We start from the raw sequence: 17384 nt of genomic DNA on the forward strand, positions 1-17384 counted from the left end.
GGTGAAGGTTTTATTTGTTTGTCTCGGTAATATTTGTCGTTCGCCTACGGCTGATGGTGTATTTCGGAAAATGATTCAGCAGGCTGATTTAGAAGAGCAAGTTACAGTGGATTCTGCTGGCACGGCAGCTTGGCATATTGGGAAGTCCCCCGACCCTAGATCACAAGAGTTTGCTGAGCGTCGAGGTTATGACTTGTCAGCTTTGAGGGCACGACAGGTGTCTGTTGAAGATTTTCATCGCTTTGATTTGTTGTTGGCAATGGACAGTGAAAATTACGCGAATCTTCTTGAGTTGTGTCCTGAAGGTGCTGATTTCAAAGTTAAGAAGCTGTTGAGTTATGGTTTGCTTAAGCCGAATGCGGATGTTCCTGATCCATATTATGGCGGGGATAAGGGCTTTGAAGAGGTGCTGGATCTAGTTGAGGATGCTTGCGGGCAATTATTGAAGCAAATTCAGAGTGGTTTGAAGTAAATTGTCAGAGCATAAAACGAGTCAATTAAGAGTTGAACAAAACGTAAACCTTAAGCCTCTGAATACGTTTGGGTTAGAGGCTATTGCTAAATATTACGTTAGGCCGAGCTCTCTCGATCAGCTGCAGCAGGCATATGAGTTTGCCAAAGAGCATGGCCTGGCGTGCTTGGTTTTAGGGGGCGGCAGCAATATCCTATTCAAGCAAGATCATTATTCTGGTCTTGTTATTCATCTGGATATACAAGGCATTCATGTTGAAGAAACCAATGACCAGTTTTATGTGGTTGTTGGTGCCAGTGAAAATTGGCATGAGCTAACACAGTTTTGTGTTAACAAAGGAATTATCGGACTTGAGAATTTATCTCTCATTCCGGGTTCTGTAGGTGCTTGTCCTGTCCAGAATATTGGTGCTTACGGTGTTGAGGTTGCTGAGTTTATTTCAACCGTGCTTTGTTATGATCCGACTGAGGGGCAGGTTGTTGAGCTTACGGCAGAGCAATGTGCTTTCGGGTATCGAGACAGTGTGTTTAAGCGTGATAAAGCACATTGGGTCATTCTTGAAGTTCGATTTGTTTTCTCTAAGAGTAGGAAGCTTTCACTTGAGTATGGGGATATTGCAAATAGAGTTGATGCAAAGATCCAGGATGATCCACGTCTTGCCCTTAGCCCTAGGTTGATTTCAGAGGTTATTTGCGAAATTCGATCTGAAAAATTACCAGACCCTAGTATTACTGGTAACGCTGGTAGCTTTTTTAAAAATCCTATTGTTGATGCCTCTGTATTTGAAGTGCTAAAAGCCAAGTATCCTCAGCTTGTTGCCCATCCTTATGGCAGTCAATATAAGTTAGCGGCTGGCTGGCTAATTGATTTCTTAGGCTTTAAGGGAAAAACTGTTGGGGGGGCAGGCGTTCATAAATTGCAAGCCTTGGTGCTGGTGAATAATTCGGGTCATGCAACCTCGAAAGAGTTGTTTGATTTGGTCGGAATGATTCGACAAGAAGTGAAAAGTAACTTTGGTATTGATCTTGAAATTGAGCCAAGAGTGATCTAAATGTAGCTTTTGGGTAGCTAGCTAAGCCTGAATTTATTTCTGAGATAAGAGTTTACTGTTAATCATCTGTTTAATCAGTTGGTTTTAAAAGATAACAAAAAGCCCAGCATTTGCTGGGCTTTTTATTTAAGAAGTTAATGCTTATTCCGGTGCTTTATCCGTTTGAGGTTGAGCGCTTTGCTCGGTCGGCTGCGGTTGTGTGTCCGGTGTTTCATTAACAGTTGTTTCTGGTTTGCTTTGCTCAGCCTGAGGAGCTTGCTCTGCTACCTCTTTAGTTTGAACAACTGCTTTACGCTGAGAGCGGCGAGGCTTGGTAACAACAGGTTTGGATTCAGGCGCAGGTGCTGGCTCAAGAGAACCACTAGGCGACTCAATCTTAGTTGGTACAATCTTGGGTGTTGTTACAGCTTTTGCTTCATCAGAGCTTTTAGTCTCGGTAGCGTTGTCTTCATTGGTTTTCGTTTCCGCAGCGACTTTGCGGCGCTGGCTTCTACGAGCGCGTTGTGGCGGTTTTACCGGTGACGCTTCCTGATTTTCAGCTTTCGAAGCTTCGTTTTTTGAAGTTTCTTTCTGTTCTGAGGAGGTTTCTTTCGCTTTCTCTTGCTTCTCAGTAGCTTTCGGTGCCTTAGTATTCTTGGCTTTTGCTTTTTCTTCGTCGGCAGCAAGAGTTAGAGATAACTGCTCTTCGTTAATGCTTTTAACTTGCTCTGAATTCGCGTTGTTTTCAGTTGCCTGGTCAGAAGAATTGCCAGAAGATTGTTCTTCTTTCTTAGTCTCAGGCGCTTCTGCTGTTTTAGCTTGTGCTGATTGCTCAGACTTTGTCTCTGGCTTGCTTTCTGTCTGGATGTTTCCGACTTTTTCTTCGGCTTTCTTCCAAACATTCTCTGCAGGAGATTCAGTCTTGGCTTGCTCTGCTTTTGCCTCTGTCTCTTTTTTAGCTGCTGCTTTAGGCGCTTGTTGTGGCGCTTTTTCTGGCGTAGGCGTCGAGGTCTGAGGTGCTTGTTCAGACGTTACTTGAGTTGAAGTCTGAGTTTCAGTTCCAGTTTCATCGTTATTTAAACGCTGTTCTCTTTTAGGAGACTGGTTCTTTCTGCGCTGAGTGTTGCTCTTTCTGTTGCGGCGACGAGGCTTGTTATCATCACGGCTTTGAGCTTCGCCTTTTTGAGCGTCAGACGGTTTCTGGTTGTCTGCGGCTTGTTGCTGCTTCGCTTTATTAGGCTTTTCATCCTCGCGCTTTTTGGTAGGGCGGTCTTGCGGCTTTTCGTTCGAACGGGTGTTCTTACGGTCAGCTTGTTGTTTTCCGCCTTTGGCATTGCGATTATCAGAATTGCGTTTCTGATTGCTCTTGCTGTTACGCTTGTTGTCTTGCGGTTTGCGCTTGGCTGTTGAGGATGTTTTACGTTGTTGTGTATTTTGCTCTTCTGCTTCTTCATTCTTGAAGAAACCTGCGAAGCTTGCTGAAAGTCGAGCAAAGAAGCCTTCTTTCTTCTCTTCGGTTTGAGAAACTGGTGCCGGAGATGAGTGAACTACTGATTTAACAGCGGCTTCTGTTTTTACAATTGCTTTAGGTGTTGTTGCTTCCACTACTTCTGGTGTAGGAGCTTCAGGGATCATGGCAATTGTAGATTCATTGCGTGTTTCAGCAACGTGATCGTCACGCAGGCGAATAACTTCGTACTTTGGTGTTTCCATGTATTGGTTTGGAACAATAAGTACTTTTACGCCTTGTTCTTTTTCAATTCGTAGCAATTGCTGGCGTTTTTCGTTGGTTAGATAGGTACCCACTGAAATAGGAACGATCGCGCGTACTTCTGAAGTGCGCTCTTTGAACGCTTCTTCTTGGACTAGGCGCATGATCGACAATGCTAGCGATTCAGTATCTCGGATGGTTCCATGGCCGCTACAACGAGGACATACAATACCTGATGTTTCGCCTAGGGAAGGGCGTAAACGTTGACGAGACATTTCAAGTAGACCAAAACGAGAGATTCGACCTACTTGAACTCGTGCACGATCCATTTCTAACGCTTCGCGTAGTCTGTTCTCTACTTCACGCTGATTACGGCTTTGAAGCATATCAATGAAGTCGATAACGATAAGTCCGCCCATATCGCGCAGACGAAGCTGACGCGCGATTTCATCCGCGGCTTCCAGGTTGGTCATCAAAGCGGTTTCTTCGATGTCACCACCTTTGGTAGCACGAGCAGAGTTAATATCAATCGAGACAAGTGCTTCTGTAGGGTCGATTACTATAGACCCGCCAGAAGGGAGTTTAACTTCACGCTGGAACGCTGTTTCGATTTGGCTTTCAATCTGGTAGCGATTGAATAGAGGTACTGCGTCTTCGTAAGGCTTAATCTTGTTCGAATAATGAGGCATTACCTGATTAATAAAAGTAACTGCATCATTATGAACTGAGCGGTTGTCGATTAGTACTTCACCAATGTCTTTGCGCAAATAGTCACGAATAGCGCGGATGATGACATTACTTTCCTGATAAATTAGGAAAGGCGCTTCGCGCTCTTCTGAAGCTGATTTGATGGTGGTCCAGATAGTCGTTAGGTAGTTTAGATCCCATTGAAGATCTTCGGTGCTGCGACCTACGCCGGCAGTACGAACAATAACGCCCATGTCGCGAGGTACTTCTAAGCCAGACATTGCGTCGCGTAGTTGAGCGCGATCATCGCCTTCAATGCGGCGTGAAATTCCGCCAGCACGAGGGTTGTTTGGCATTAATACTAGATAGCGACCAGCAAGTGAAATAAAGGTGGTTAGGGCTGCACCTTTGTTGCCGCGCTCTTCTTTGTCTACCTGAACAATCACTTCTTGACCTTCTTGAAGAAGTTCTTTGATGTTTAGGCGTTGACCGCGTTCTGGTTTGCTAGTGAAGTATTCTTTGGAAATTTCTTTTAAAGGAAGGAATCCGTGACGTTCTGCACCAAAATCAACGAAAGCAGCTTCTAAACTTGGTTCAATACGAGTGATTTTACCTTTATAGATATTTGCTTTCTTTTGTTCGCGAGTGCCAGACTCGATATCTAGGTCGTATAGGCGCTGGCCGTCAACAAGAGCAACACGCAACTCTTCTGGATGAGTTGCGTTAATTAGCATTCTCTTCATGTAAGTCCATAAATTGTAAGGGAAAATATCAGTTGGGTAAGAAGCTTAGAGAAGAGTTTAATAGAGACTAAAAAGCTAGGCTCGATGATAAAACATCAACGAACTGGTTTCTCATTAATACTTCTTTATAGGGTTATGATATTTTCCGGAATTCATATTCGACAAGTCAGTTAGCTTGTCGCCACTATTTTGGTAAACTAACCGCCTTTCTTCGGAAGGGTGGTGGTTCGCCTTCTCGAAGCCAAAACATCCTGAGCGGTATGATGTTTTGAACCGTAGATGATTTCTAGGTGCCTGTCTCAATCTTTATTGATTGGTTTGGTCATCTTGAAAGTGGGTCTTCGGTTTTCTGTAATTCACCACCGAACGTCATGATAATTGCAAACTTGTCATGGCAAATATTGCCAGCATGCATTAGTTAGTCGTATCGGCGAGGCAGAATATAGCAATAATTCTGCAAGCCATCAATTGAATAGGTTTATAGTTTTTTATGAATTCAGCTCCTGAGAGCAAAATCCACTCGGTACAATTAATCGATGTTGACGAAGATTATGAAGGTCAGCGTTTAGATAATTTTCTTATCACGCGTTTGAAGGGTGTTCCGAAGTCCAAGGTTTACCAGATTATCCGAAAGGGTGAAGTTCGAGTTAATAAAAAGAGAAAAAAGGCGGATTATCGTTTGGTTGTGGGGGATCAGGTTCGTGTGCCTCCAATTCGTACTGCTGATCCTAAGCCTCAAGTCAAAGTTTATGATAAGACCTTAAAACTCATCGAAGATTCGATTGTTTATGAAGATGATAGCTTTATGGCGATTAATAAACCTTCTGGTATTGCTGTGCATGGTGGTAGTGGAATTACATGGGGCTTGATTGAGGCGGTCAGACAAATTCGACCTGATATTCGGCGTTTAGAATTGGTTCATCGTTTGGATCGTGATACTTCAGGCATTATTTTGATCGCCAAAAAGCGTGCTGCATTATCTGTATTTCATCAGTATCTCCAAAGTAAGCAGATGCAAAAAATCTATCATGCACTCGTGGTTGGTCGTTGGCCTAAGCATAAGAAAGAAGTGGATGTTCCTTTGAGGAAGATAGAACTTGCATCTGGTGAGCGTATTGTGAAGGTCGATGGTAAAGGCAAGTCATCCAAAACAGAGTATCGAGTCCTGAATGCTTATAAAGGATATTCTTTGGTTGAGGCTAGTCCAATTACCGGCAGAACTCATCAAATTCGAGTGCATTGTCAGTTTGCAGGGTGTTCTATTGTCGGTGATGAGAAGTATTGCCCGGAAGAAGAGTTGCAGTTGCAAAAGGACATGGGATTGAATCGCTTGTGTCTGCATGCCCGCGAATTGAGGTTCAAACATCCAGAATCTGGAAAACCGATGAAATTGGTTGCAGAGTATGGAAGTGATTTAGAGCAAATTCTGAATAAAGTTAAACAGCAATCTTAAGGTTTATAAATCGAATTATGTCGAAGCAATATGATCTGATTATTTTTGATTGGGATGGAACGCTGGTTGATAGCGCTGATCTGATTGTGATGTGTATGCAGTTAGCGTTTTCTGATGCTCAGTTAGTGGTGCCTGGTGCTGAAGAGATTCGAAATATTATTGGTTTGGGGTTGAATGAGGCAATTATTGAGTTGAACGGGCATACCCCTGAGTCAAAAATCAAAGAGCTTCGAGAGCGTTACTCTTATCATTTTCACAAAAATGATATTCATGAGTTGAGCGTTTTTGATGGGGTTTATGAGCTTTTGATGAGGCTGCAGGGGCAGGGACGTCTTTCTGCTGTTGCAACAGGGAAAAGTCGTAAAGGCTTGGCAAGAGGTTTGAGCCGTTTCAAACAATCAGAGCTATTTACAACCACTCGTTGTGCAGATGAAACCAAATCCAAGCCGCATCCTTTAATGCTTGAAGAAATTTTACGAGAAGTGAATGTTCCTCTTGAGCGAGCGGTGATGGTGGGTGATTCGATTTACGATATGGAAATGGCGCAGCGTTTAGGGATGGATTCAATTGGTGTCACTTATGGTGTGCACTGTTATGACCGTTTAAGTCAGTTTAAACCTGTAACGGTGGTCGATAATGTTTCTTCGTTGTCGAGCTTTTTATTAAATAAACACTAAATAAATGATTCGGTAGCTGGTATAACGCTATCACAAAATGTATGTTCATTTTTCGATGAATGAAGGAGAGTAGTTGTGTTTGATGATAAAACACGTGAAGCGATGAAGGATGCTTCGGCAGGGAGTTCTGATAGTAAAGAGTGGAAGCTAATCGAGAAAATGGTGCTGACTTTGGCGTTGGAGCAAAAAAAAGCTCGTCGCTGGGCGATCTTTAAGTTCCTGATTGTGGTTGGCTTTATGTTTTTTGTGTTTTCGGCGACTCTTCAGACGGCAAAGCTTGATAAGCAAATGCTAGCGGGTAGTCAACCGCATACGGCTATGGTTGAAGTGAAAGGGCCAGTTATGGCTGATGGCGATGCGAGTGCGGATATATTGGTTACAGGTCTTCGTGAAGCCTTTGAAAATCCTAATGTTCAAGGTGTAGTGTTGAGGATTAATAGTCCTGGTGGGTCACCGGTTCAGGCCGGTTATGTTAATGATGAAATTAAACGCCTTAAAGCTCTGCACCCTGGCATTCCTGTATATGCAGTGATTTCAGATTTAGGAGCATCAGGGGCATATTACATTGCAGTGGCCGCTGATAAGATTTATGCGGACAAGGCAAGCTTGGTGGGTTCGATTGGTGTAACGGCTTCAAGTTTTGGGTTTGTTGAAACGATTGAAAAGCTTGGTATGGAGCGTAGAACCTTTACGTCGGGTGAGCATAAGGGCTTTTTAGATCCTTTCTTACCGGTAAAAGCGGACGAGAAAAAGTTTTGGGAAACGGTGCTCAATACAACACATAAGCAGTTTATCTCTGTTGTTAAAGAAGGTCGGGGCGATCGTTTGGCTGAGAACCCTGATTTGTTTTCCGGTTTGGTTTGGTCTGGTGAGCAGGCAATTGAGCTGGGGTTGGTTGATGAGCTTGGTAGTAGCAGTTATGTTGCACGTGAGGTGATCGGTGCTGAAAAAATTGTTGATTACACGCCTAAACCTGATCCTTTCCAGGAGTTTACTAAGAGACTTGGTACCAGTATGGCAATGTACTTCAGTAAAGCTTTAGGGATTGAGGCGCCTGTATTGAGGTAGATTTCTTTCGGGTGTTTATAAATGGAGGCGTAACGCCTCCATTTTTGTATGAGATTTAATTCTTAAGGCTTCAGGCTAGAATATTGACGCCTTCATTTTCTAACATGCGATTCAGTTTAATTAATGGTAGGCCTATTAGGGTATTTGGGTCATCACCTTCCAGTTTTTCAAATAAGGCAATTCCTAATGCTTCGCTTTTGAAGCTTCCTGCGCACTTTAAAACATCTTCTTTATCAACGTAGTTGCTGGCTTGCTCTTTCGTTAAGTCTCGGAAGGTGACAAAGAAAGGCTCTACAAGCGATTGATAATTGCCTGTTTCTGCATTGTATAGGCAAAGCCCTGTGTGAAAGGTGACTGTTTTGCCTGACATACTCATAAGTTGTTTGATTGCGTTTTCTTTTGTATGCGGTTTCCCAAGTGCTACCCCGTCAACTTCAGCTACTTGGTCTGAGGCTATAATGAGTCCTGCCTCAAGGTCGGATGCAACCGCTTTTGCTTTTTCAATGGAAAGGCGGAGGGATAAATCTTTTGGTGTCTCGTCCGCAAGAGGGGATTCATCAATGTCTGGGCTGATGCAGTGATAGTCGACCTGGAATTTTTCAAGAAGTTGTCTTCTGAAGGGTGAAGAAGAGGCTAAAATAAGAGGTGTATTAGGCATAGTAAGTTCTTAATGGCTCTACTGAATAAGTTGAAGTGCATTTTAATGCTAAATTGTCGTTTTTTCATTAATTTACCTTTGACAGCAGTAGTATCAATCCCTATTATGGCGCCCTTATGTCAAAGTCATCATTACCAGATTATGTAAATCCACGTCGATTGGCTGTTCAGGGCATGACTCTGGAAGGTCAAATTTCGGCTGATTCCTTCAAAAGAATTGCTGAAGTGGCAACTATTACGAGTCAAGGTGTTGAGGTGTCTTTAAAGTTCTTCTGTGATGAAGAAAACTTTAAAGTGATCTCGGGTACTGTCGAAGTGGAACTTGATTTGGATTGTCAGCGGTGTTTGAGTCCGGTAAATGTTAAGGTGATTAGTGATTTTGAAGTGGCTATTGTAGCTAGTGATGAGTCAGCCAAAAATATCCCCAAACATTATGAACCGGTCATTGTTGAGGAAGATACCCTCGAACTTGTACCGCTGATTGAAGAAGAGCTTATACTGGCCTTGCCAATGCATGCTTATCACGATGATTGTGATGTACAAATGTCTTTTGGCGAGACTGAATTAGACGCTGCAGAAGTGGAAGAAACTACCCCTAATCCATTTCATGTGCTAGCAAATTTGAAAGTGGGTAAATCAAAGAATTAGGAGCAATCAGGCATGGCTGTTCAAAAAAACAAAAAGACTCGTTCTAAGCGTGGTATGCGTCGTTCACATGACGCTCTAACTGGCGCTGCGTTGTCTATTGACGCGACAACTGGTGAAAAACATCTTCGTCACCACATTACTGCAGACGGTTTCTACCGTGGCAAGCAAGTTGTTGCTAAAGCAGAAGCTGCTGACGAAGAGTAAGATCTAGTATGATCACCATTGCGGTTGATGCAATGGGTGGGGATTTTGGCCCACAGATCACGGTATCAGGCGCCCTCAAATGCCTAGAGATGGTGCCTGATCTCCGACTTATTCTGGTCGGGGATCAAGAACAAATCCTTCCCTTAGTTCCACATAATTTATCTTCCTTTGTAGAAGTAATTCATACTGACCAGTGGGTCGCTATGGACGATAAGCCGTCCAAGGCATTGCGCGGTTTACCCAATTCTTCGATGAAATTGGCTGCTCAGACTGTGTCAGAAGGTAAAGCTGATGCGTTAGTCAGCGCTGGAAATACCGGTGCCTTGATGGCTATCAGTCGGCATGTGTTGCAAACTCTTCCTGGAATTGATCGACCAGCAATTATGGCTCGATTACCTGTGAAAGAGGGAGCAACTTATATGCTTGATCTGGGAGCTAATGTCGATTGTCAAGCAGAGCATCTTTACCAGTTTGCTGTGATGGGAACAGCCTTTGCTGCTGCGAATGGTCATGTGATTCAGCCAAAAGTTGCGCTTCTTAACGTTGGTGTGGAATCTATCAAAGGGAATCAGCAAGTACGATTGGCTTCACATCAAATAGCGCAATGTGAAGCATTAAATTTTGTAGGCTTTGTCGAGGGTAACGAGCTTTTTTCAGGAAAAGCGGACGTTATTGTGTGTGATGGTTTTGTTGGAAATGTAGCTCTTAAAGCTTCCGAAAGTGTCATGCGTCTTGCTGTTGATAAAATTCAGAAGCGTTTATCTGTTTGGTGGTTGAAATGGTTAGGTTTGTTCCTTAAGCCGCTCTTAAAAAGCTTGGCAAGAGAACTTGATCCTACCTATCTCAACGGCGCTTTGTTGGTTGGCTTGAATGGTATTGTAGTCAAGAGTCATGGTGCCTCGGATGAGCAAGGCTTTACCAATGCTATTATGCAGGCCTATAGAGAAGTGAGTAACAAATCTAATGATCACTTCGAAGAAATTATGGATCAGATAGAGTTTTAGGAGACGTTATGGCTCATGCGTTTATTTTTCCTGGTCAGGGTTCCCAGTCTGTGGGTATGGGAAGTGATTATTTTCAAGATTCAGCTATTTTCCGAAATGCTATGGAAGAGGCATCTGACGCTCTGAAGTATGACCTTTGGGATCTGATTGTTAACAATTCGGACGATAAGCTAAGTCAAACTGAGTATACGCAGCCAGCGTTACTGGCGGTTTCTGTAGCAATGTTTCGAGTTGCTATGGATCGTATGGGTGATGAGCCGGTTGTGCTTTCTGGTCACAGTTTAGGTGAATATTCTGCTTTGGTCGCTGCTGAATCATTGTCTTTTCAAGATGCATTGCAGGTTGTTCAGGCGCGTGGTCGATACATGCAACAGGCGGTCCCGGCTGGTGAAGGTGCTATGGCTGCTGTGCTTGGCTTGGATCAGGCTGCTATCGAAGAAATATGTTCTGGTGTAGACGGTGTAGTGGAAGCTGCAAACATCAATGCGCCAGGACAAATTGTAATTGCTGGTGAGAAAGCGGCGGTTCAGTCTGTGTTGCCTTTGTTAAAGGATGCAGGTGCAAAACGAGCTATCGAATTGCCTGTAAGTGTTCCGTCTCACTGCAGTCTTATGAAGCCAGCTGCTGAGCGATTGAAAGACTTGTTGGCGGATGTCGCGGTTTCAATGCCATCTATTCCTGTGATTCATAACGTTACTGCTAACAGTGCAGCTTCAGAGCAAGAAATACGTTCTTTACTTGTAGAGCAGTTGTTTAGCCCTGTTCGGTGGGTTGAATGTGTCGAAGCTATCAAAGGTTATTCCGTTGAGGGGAATGCAGTTGATAGATTGGTTGAATGTGGCGCAGGAAATGTGTTGACTGGATTGGCCAAGCGTATTGATCGTGCTTTGCCTTGTATAACGATGAATTCGATATCTTCTTTGGATGATCTAAGCTGAGGGAAGACTATGTCTGATCAAAAAGTGGCTTTAGTAACAGGAGCAAGTCGTGGTATTGGTGCTGCTATTGCCAATAAGTTAGTTACTGAAGGTTATTTTGTCATTGGGACTGCAACTTCTGATGCGGGTGCAGAGGCTATTACTGGTGCTCTGGCAGGAAAGGGTGTTGGAAAGGCGCTGGATGTGAGTTCATCAGAAGCGGTGTCCGACTTTTTTACTGTGCTGAAAGAGAGCGATCAGTTGCCATTGATTGTGGTAAATAATGCCGGGATTACTGATGATGGATTGGCTTTAAGAATGAAAGAGGCTCAATGGCAAAAGGTTATTGAGACCAACTTGACGGGGGCTTACCGAGTCACTCAGGCTTCTTTGAAGGCCATGACAAAGGCTCGTTGGGGGCGCGTCATTAATGTTTCTTCGGTTGTCGCTCAAGCGGGTAATCCTGGTCAGGCGAATTACTGTGCTGCTAAAGCAGGTTTAGAAGGAATGACTCGCTCTTTGGCTAAAGAGTTAGCGAATAGAAATGTTACATTTAATTGCGTTGCGCCAGGTTTTATTGCTTCTGATATGACGGAAGCTTTAAATGATCAGCAGAAAGATGCAATATTGAACCAAATTCCTATGGGGCGTATGGGGAGTGCAGATGAAGTGGCGTCTGTAATTGCTTTCTTAAGTTCAGAAAGCGCATCTTATATAACTGGTCAGGTAATCCAGGTAAATGGCGGTATGTATTTGAATTAATTCTGTAAAGGTAAGTTTTGCTTTGGTGATACTTGCGGTTGATTTTAGAATTTGTTCGTTGACATATTTAACTTTAAAACCTATAAAGATCCTTTAATTTACACTTGCGGTTGTTTGATTGCTTTAGATAAACTAGCAACCACTAAATTAATACTGTTGGGAGAATGTTCGCTCATGAGCACAATTGAAGAGCGCGTCAAGAAGATTGTTTGTGAACAGCTAGCTGTTAAGATTGAGGATGTAAATCCTTCCTCATCTTTCGTAGACGACCTTGGTGCAGACTCACTAGATACTGTTGAGTTGGTGATGGCTTTGGAAGAGGAATTTGAAACTGAGATTCCGGACGAAGAAGCTGAGAAGCTAACTACTGTTCAAGACGCGATTGATTACGTCGTAGCGAACCTTTGATCTCAAGCTAAGGTTTGAAAAAAGCCGCCTGAATTGGCGGCTTTTCTGTGTCTGGCATATTTTAAAGAATGGAAGCGTAAAAGCGTGAGGTAATGATGCAAGGTCGCCGAGTTGTGGTAACTGGATTGGGATGTGTTTCTCCGGTTGGAAATACAGTGGGCTCAGCCTGGGATGCTGTTCTGAAAGGAGTTAGCGGAATTGCTTCGATTAATGCTTTTGATGCCAGTGCATATCCAGTGACGTTTAGTGGTGCTGTTAAGGGGTTTGATGGAGAGTCATTGTTTGGCAAAAAAGAGTGCCGAAAAATGGACTTATTTATTCAGTACGGTCTGGCATCTGCTATTGAAGCTTATGAAGACGCAGGCTTAGATGGGTATGAATTTGATTTAGAACGCTCTGGTGTAGCTTTTGGTTCCGGTATAGGTGGCATTGATACTATCGAGCGTAATTATAAAGAAATGGAGGAGCGTGGTATTCGGCGTGTATCTCCGTTTTTTATACCTTCCGTGATCGTTAATATGTTAGCGGGTCATGTATCCATGAGGTTCGGTCTGAAGGGGCCAAACTTGGCTGTCTCTACAGCTTGTGCCTCCGGTACTCATAACATTGGTTATGCGGCAAGAGCCATTGCTTATGGTGATGCTGATTTAATGATGGCGGGCGCTTCAGAGATGTGTACTACCGAACTGGGATTGGCTGGGTTCTGTGCATCGAAAGCGCTTTCTACTCGAAATGACGAGCCTGAAGAGGCTTCTCGTCCATGGGATAAAGAAAGGGACGGTTTTGTGTTGGGTGATGGTGCTGCCACGTTAGTACTTGAGGAATACGAGCATGCCAAATCTCGTGGAGCTGAAATCTATGGGGAAGTGCTTGGCTTTGGTATGAGTGGTGATGCTTATCATATTACTGCACCTAGAGAAGATGGCGAGGGCGCGCAAAGAGCTATGAGAGCTGCGTTGACAGATGCATCTATAACCGAATCGGACGTAGGTTACATCAATGCTCATGCGACATCGACAAAGTTGGGGGATCAGGCTGAGTGTCAAGCGATGAAGGCCGTGTTTTCTTCTCATGCTCAAGATCTTCTTGTTAGTTCGACTAAAAGCATGACGGGTCACCTGCTAGGTGCCGCTGGTGCGTTGGAGTCATTATTCGCATTAAAGGCTTTAGAAGCTGGAATAGCACCGCCAACAATTAATCTGTCTATGCCTGATGAAGGCTGTGATTTAAATTTTGTTCCAAATAAAGCTCAAACATTTCAGTCGACAGTCGTGATGAATAATTCGTTTGGTTTTGGTGGCACAAATGCATCATTGATTTTTGGTCGTTGTTCCTAATGAAACTGCATATGTCCTCCGATTCAGTGCCGTTGAATAACCGGGGCTTTGCTTATGGCGATGGTTTTTTTGAGACCATGTTGTTTAGGCAAGGGAAGTGTTCTCTTTTAAAGTATCACATGGCTCGGATGTGTAATACGGCTCAGAGATTGGGTATGCCTCTGACTGTTTCTGAGGTCCAGAGGTTGATGAGGGCTTTGTCTGATGCGGTTATTGATAATAAGCAAGATCAGGTTATCAAAGTAATCTTCACCAGAGAAGCGGGTGGCCGGGGTTATCGTAGTTTAGAGTTGGCTGACACAGAAGTATTTGTTCAGAATTTTCCTTATGCTTCCGCATTAAATGAAGATGTTTTATCACAAGGCGTTCAGTTAAGAGTTTGCGATATTAGATTGTCGATTCAGCCTGTATTGGCGGGATTAAAGCATCTTAATCGTCTTGAGAATGTCTTGGCTCGGAATGAGTGGCGATCAGATGCATATTACGAAGGGCTTTTACTTGATCAGAATGGTCTGGTTGTAGAGGCAACTCAGAGTAATGTTTTCTTCAAAATAGGAGACCGCTGGTTGACTCCTGAGCTTAACCAATCAGGTGTGGCTGGTGTGATGAGGGCTTGGCTATTGGATAGTGCTTCCTTATTGAACGAAAACTTTCATGTCACTACGATAAGTTTAGATGATTTGGCGAAAGCTTCTGCCTGCTTTATTTGCAATTCAGTCCAGGGCATTGTTCCTGTACAATCCATCGAAAAAAAGGATCAAAGGTTTTCGTTCGACCTTGGTGCATCCATCCAGTTACTCCATCAGATTAATAATGTGCTGCTTTAATGTCTCTTTCGATTTTTAAACGTTTACTGATTTTAGTCATACTACTTGGTGCGTGCGCAACCGCAGGGTTTGGCTGGTATTTACATCAGATGTTCAATCGTCCTTTTGCTGATATAGCAAGCAAACCAGAAGTAATTGATGTGCTTCCGGGGGATGGCATGTATAAGGTGTGTCGTCGGATGAAGAATGCAGGGTTAATTGATAACGTTCGCACATTCTGTCGTGTTGCTATGTGGTCTGGTTATGATCACGTTATAAAAGGGCGATATCAAGTTGCTCAAACGGATACACCAAAAAGTCTGTTAGATAAAATGAGAGCGGGTGATGTAATCACTTTTTCGATTACTTTGATTGAAGGTCATACTTTCAAACAAATGCGTCAGCGAATCCTTGAAAATTCCAATATTGTTCCTATCTTGGGTGGCCTTTCAGATTCAGAGGTGATGGCTCGAGTTTCGGGAAATAAAGATTTACACCCTGAAGGTCAATTTTACCCTGACACTTATCGCTTTAGTTATGGTGTCAGTGATTTGGAAGTGCTTGGGCGAGCACATAGCAAGTTAAAGTCCGTCTTGGAGAGTGAGTGGCAGCAAAAGGCTGAAGGTCTTCCGTATAAAAGTGCTTATGAGGCGCTTATTATGGCTTCAATCGTGGAGAAAGAAACGGCGGTGGGGAGTGAAAGGCCTCAAATCGCTAAAGTGTTTGTTGAGCGTCTAAAGTTAGGGATGAGATTGCAAACGGACCCAACGGTAATCTACGGAATGGGCGATCGATATCAGGGAAATATTACTCGTCGAGATTTGAAAACAAAAACACCTTACAATACTTATCGCATTGACGGGTTGCCCCCAACGCCCATTGCAATGGTCGGGCGCGAAGCTATTAGAGCGGCTTTAAATCCTGAGGGTGAGAGGGCGTTATTTTTTGTTGCTAAAGGCGATGGGACTCACTACTTTTCAAAAACTCTGCAAGAGCATAATCGTGCGGTTAGAAAATACCAAATGAGGCGCTCCAGTAATTACCGTTCAACACCTAACTGATAGGATCTAAGAAGTGCCAAAAGCGTTGTTTATCACCTTTGAAGGCGGAGAAGGCGTCGGTAAAACTACCAATATTGAATATTTTAAAGCCTTGATGGAAGAGCGAAAGCTTGAGTTTATAGCTACTCGTGAACCGGGTGGTACGCCCTTAGCGGAAGAGATTCGATCGTTGTTGTTAGCGCCAAGAGATGAGTCTGTTTGCTCAAATGCAGAGTTATTGTTGATGTTTGCGGCAAGGGCACAACATTTAGCTTCTGTCATTGAGCCTTCACTGAGCCAAGGTGTGAATGTGTTGTGTGACCGTTTTACGGATGCTACTTATGCGTATCAAGGTTATGGTCGAGAGTTGGGGACGGAAGCCATTTCAATTCTAGAAAACTTGGTTCACGGAGAGCGTCAGCCTGATTTGACGGTAGTGCTTGATGCGCCTGTCGAGGTGGGGATGGCTAGAGCTCGAGATAGAGGTGCGCTTGATCGCTTTGAACAGGAAGATTTGGCTTTCTTTAATCGAGTACGGGAAGGTTATCTTAAGCGCGCCGCTGAGAATCCTGGTCGTTATGAGATCATTGATGCAAGTCTGTCGTTGGGTGATGTTAAAGCGCAAATATATGATGTATTTCAGCGTCGAGTTGTTGGATCGCTAGGGAGTTGATGCGCTTGTGGACGACGTAACACACTCTTTGCTTTACCCGTTAGATTGGCATAAAACAGCCTGGTCTGCATTGTTGGAGGCCTTGAAAAAAGATCACTTAGCTCATGGTCTGCTGATTTATGGTCATCATGGCGTTGGTAAGATGCATTTTGCTAAGGCGTTGGGGTATTTGTTGTTGTGTGATCAGCCTCAGGTGGATTCTGTTTTAGGCAGTTTACCTTGTGGCCAGTGTAATAATTGCATGCTGAATAAAGCGGGAACTCATCCTGATTTCCTGGTTGTTGAGCCGGAAGAGCAAGGTAAAGCGATCAAGGTTGATCAGGTTCGGGAGTTAAATCACTTTGTGTCTCAGACCTCGCAGATGTCAGGCAAGAAAGTAGTGATAATTGAGCCTGCTGATGCAATGAATATTAATAGTTCTAATGCATTATTGAAAACGCTGGAAGAACCGTCGGGTGATACACACTTAATTTTGGTGGTTGACTCACTTAGTTCTTTAATGGCGACCATTCGCAGTCGTTGCCAATACTATGAAATTCTGCCACCAACTAAAGAGCAAGCCTCTGTGTTTTTAAGAGATTTATATCCTGAGCGGAATGACATTGATGTATTAGTAAAAATCTCTGAACAAGGGCCTTTCTATGCTAAAGAGCTAGTTGAACAAGGCAAGCTTGAATGGCGTTCAAGTCTTAGTCAGGGGTTGATGGATGTTTGTTCTGGAAAATCAACCGTTGAAATTGCCGAGAGCTGGAAGAGTATTGATTTACTGGAAGCTCTGCACTGGTTGGATATTTGGATCAGGGACATGATCGTCATGGTAATGACTCAGGACAAGAGTCGAGTTAAGAACGCTGATTTGTCTGATTTGATGACTATGGTTGAGTCCAGGCAAGTTGATCCGAGATTTTTACATCGTTATCGGGAAGTGTTATCGGAAATAGAAGAGGCTACGATTAAGAGTCATCCTAATAAGCAGCTTGTGTATGATCGTTTGCTCATTGATTGGAAGAAAATGTTAGGTGCCTGATATATAATTCAGCATTATTGGGAATAAACATTGACGTAAGCTATTTCTTCAATCATATTT

The 17384-nt window shown here is 43.5% G+C and carries 18 protein-coding genes; 16 read left to right on the plus strand and 2 right to left on the minus strand.

Features of this window, described 5'->3' with window-relative positions:
• The first annotated feature begins 1 nt into the window (after position 1).
• A complete protein-coding gene (locus ACFOEK_RS11110) occupies positions 2–472 on the plus strand; it encodes a low molecular weight protein-tyrosine-phosphatase (RefSeq protein ID WP_386720598.1) in 471 nt (156 codons plus the stop codon).
• Position 473: 1 nt separating this feature from the next.
• Positions 474–1523: a UDP-N-acetylmuramate dehydrogenase gene (gene murB / locus ACFOEK_RS11115; protein ID WP_386720601.1), complete on the plus strand. Its 1050-nt coding sequence runs from the start codon at positions 474–476 to the stop codon at positions 1521–1523.
• 141 nt (positions 1524–1664) lie between these two features.
• Here the strand turns inward: murB and rne are convergent, their stop codons facing one another.
• On the minus strand, positions 1665–4643 hold the full coding sequence (gene rne / locus ACFOEK_RS11120) for a ribonuclease E (RefSeq protein ID WP_386720605.1): 2979 nt from the start codon (positions 4641–4643) through the stop codon (positions 1665–1667).
• Positions 4644–5133: 490 nt separating this feature from the next.
• On the opposite strand from rne, the gene rluC reads away from it, so the two are divergent.
• From rluC to sppA, 3 genes are all read left to right on the plus strand, one after another.
• The gene (rluC, locus tag ACFOEK_RS11125; protein WP_386720608.1) at positions 5134–6096 is read left to right on the plus strand and encodes a 23S rRNA pseudouridine(955/2504/2580) synthase RluC; all 963 of its coding nucleotides are present in this window, start codon (positions 5134–5136) and stop codon (positions 6094–6096) included.
• Positions 6097–6113: 17 nt separating this feature from the next.
• Positions 6114–6773, plus strand: a complete 660-nt coding sequence (locus ACFOEK_RS11130; protein ID WP_386720611.1) for an HAD family hydrolase — start codon at positions 6114–6116, stop codon at positions 6771–6773.
• Positions 6774–6848: 75 nt separating this feature from the next.
• Entirely contained in the window at positions 6849–7841 is a 993-nt protein-coding gene (sppA, locus tag ACFOEK_RS11135) for a signal peptide peptidase SppA (protein ID WP_386720614.1), read from the plus strand.
• Between the two features lie 70 nt (positions 7842–7911).
• Here the strand turns inward: sppA and ACFOEK_RS11140 are convergent, their stop codons facing one another.
• Positions 7912–8499 (minus strand): Maf family protein, encoded by a 588-nt coding sequence (locus ACFOEK_RS11140; protein WP_386720618.1) that lies wholly within the window; start codon positions 8497–8499, stop codon positions 7912–7914.
• Positions 8500–8615: 116 nt separating this feature from the next.
• Between ACFOEK_RS11140 and ACFOEK_RS11145 the strand changes: the two genes are divergently transcribed.
• From ACFOEK_RS11145 to ACFOEK_RS11195, 11 genes are all read left to right on the plus strand, one after another.
• Entirely contained in the window at positions 8616–9146 is a 531-nt protein-coding gene (locus ACFOEK_RS11145; RefSeq protein ID WP_386720621.1) for a YceD family protein, read from the plus strand.
• A 12-nt stretch (positions 9147–9158) separates the two neighbouring features.
• Entirely contained in the window at positions 9159–9350 is a 192-nt protein-coding gene (gene rpmF, locus ACFOEK_RS11150) for a 50S ribosomal protein L32 (protein WP_386720624.1), read from the plus strand.
• Between the two features lie 8 nt (positions 9351–9358).
• Positions 9359–10354 carry a phosphate acyltransferase PlsX gene (gene plsX, locus ACFOEK_RS11155; RefSeq protein ID WP_386720627.1) on the plus strand — a complete coding sequence of 332 codons (996 nt, stop codon included), beginning with the start codon at positions 9359–9361 and terminating at the stop codon, positions 10352–10354.
• 8 nt (positions 10355–10362) lie between these two features.
• A complete protein-coding gene (gene fabD, locus ACFOEK_RS11160; protein WP_386720630.1) occupies positions 10363–11292 on the plus strand; it encodes an ACP S-malonyltransferase in 930 nt (309 codons plus the stop codon).
• Positions 11293–11301: 9 nt separating this feature from the next.
• Positions 11302–12033: a 3-oxoacyl-[acyl-carrier-protein] reductase gene (gene fabG, locus ACFOEK_RS11165; RefSeq protein ID WP_386720633.1), complete on the plus strand. Its 732-nt coding sequence runs from the start codon at positions 11302–11304 to the stop codon at positions 12031–12033.
• Between the two features lie 174 nt (positions 12034–12207).
• Positions 12208–12441: an acyl carrier protein gene (gene acpP / locus ACFOEK_RS11170; RefSeq protein WP_386720636.1), complete on the plus strand. Its 234-nt coding sequence runs from the start codon at positions 12208–12210 to the stop codon at positions 12439–12441.
• Between the two features lie 92 nt (positions 12442–12533).
• Positions 12534–13778 carry a beta-ketoacyl-ACP synthase II gene (gene fabF / locus ACFOEK_RS11175; protein WP_386720639.1) on the plus strand — a complete coding sequence of 415 codons (1245 nt, stop codon included), beginning with the start codon at positions 12534–12536 and terminating at the stop codon, positions 13776–13778.
• Between the two features lie 11 nt (positions 13779–13789).
• The gene (gene pabC / locus ACFOEK_RS11180; protein WP_386720642.1) at positions 13790–14605 is read left to right on the plus strand and encodes an aminodeoxychorismate lyase; all 816 of its coding nucleotides are present in this window, start codon (positions 13790–13792) and stop codon (positions 14603–14605) included.
• Positions 14605–15645: an endolytic transglycosylase MltG gene (gene mltG, locus ACFOEK_RS11185; RefSeq protein WP_386720645.1), complete on the plus strand. Its 1041-nt coding sequence runs from the start codon at positions 14605–14607 to the stop codon at positions 15643–15645. The genes pabC and mltG overlap by 1 nt, the downstream gene beginning before the upstream one ends.
• A gap of 13 nt (positions 15646–15658) precedes the next feature.
• The gene (tmk, locus tag ACFOEK_RS11190) at positions 15659–16297 is read left to right on the plus strand and encodes a dTMP kinase (RefSeq protein ID WP_386720647.1); all 639 of its coding nucleotides are present in this window, start codon (positions 15659–15661) and stop codon (positions 16295–16297) included.
• A gap of 7 nt (positions 16298–16304) precedes the next feature.
• On the plus strand, positions 16305–17324 hold the full coding sequence (locus tag ACFOEK_RS11195) for a DNA polymerase III subunit delta' (RefSeq protein WP_386720649.1): 1020 nt from the start codon (positions 16305–16307) through the stop codon (positions 17322–17324).
• Positions 17325–17384 lie beyond the last annotated feature (60 nt).

It is taken from the genome of Litoribrevibacter euphylliae, from assembly GCF_042646085.1.
Classification (GTDB): Bacteria; Pseudomonadota; Gammaproteobacteria; order Pseudomonadales; family Litoribrevibacteraceae; genus Litoribrevibacter; species Litoribrevibacter euphylliae.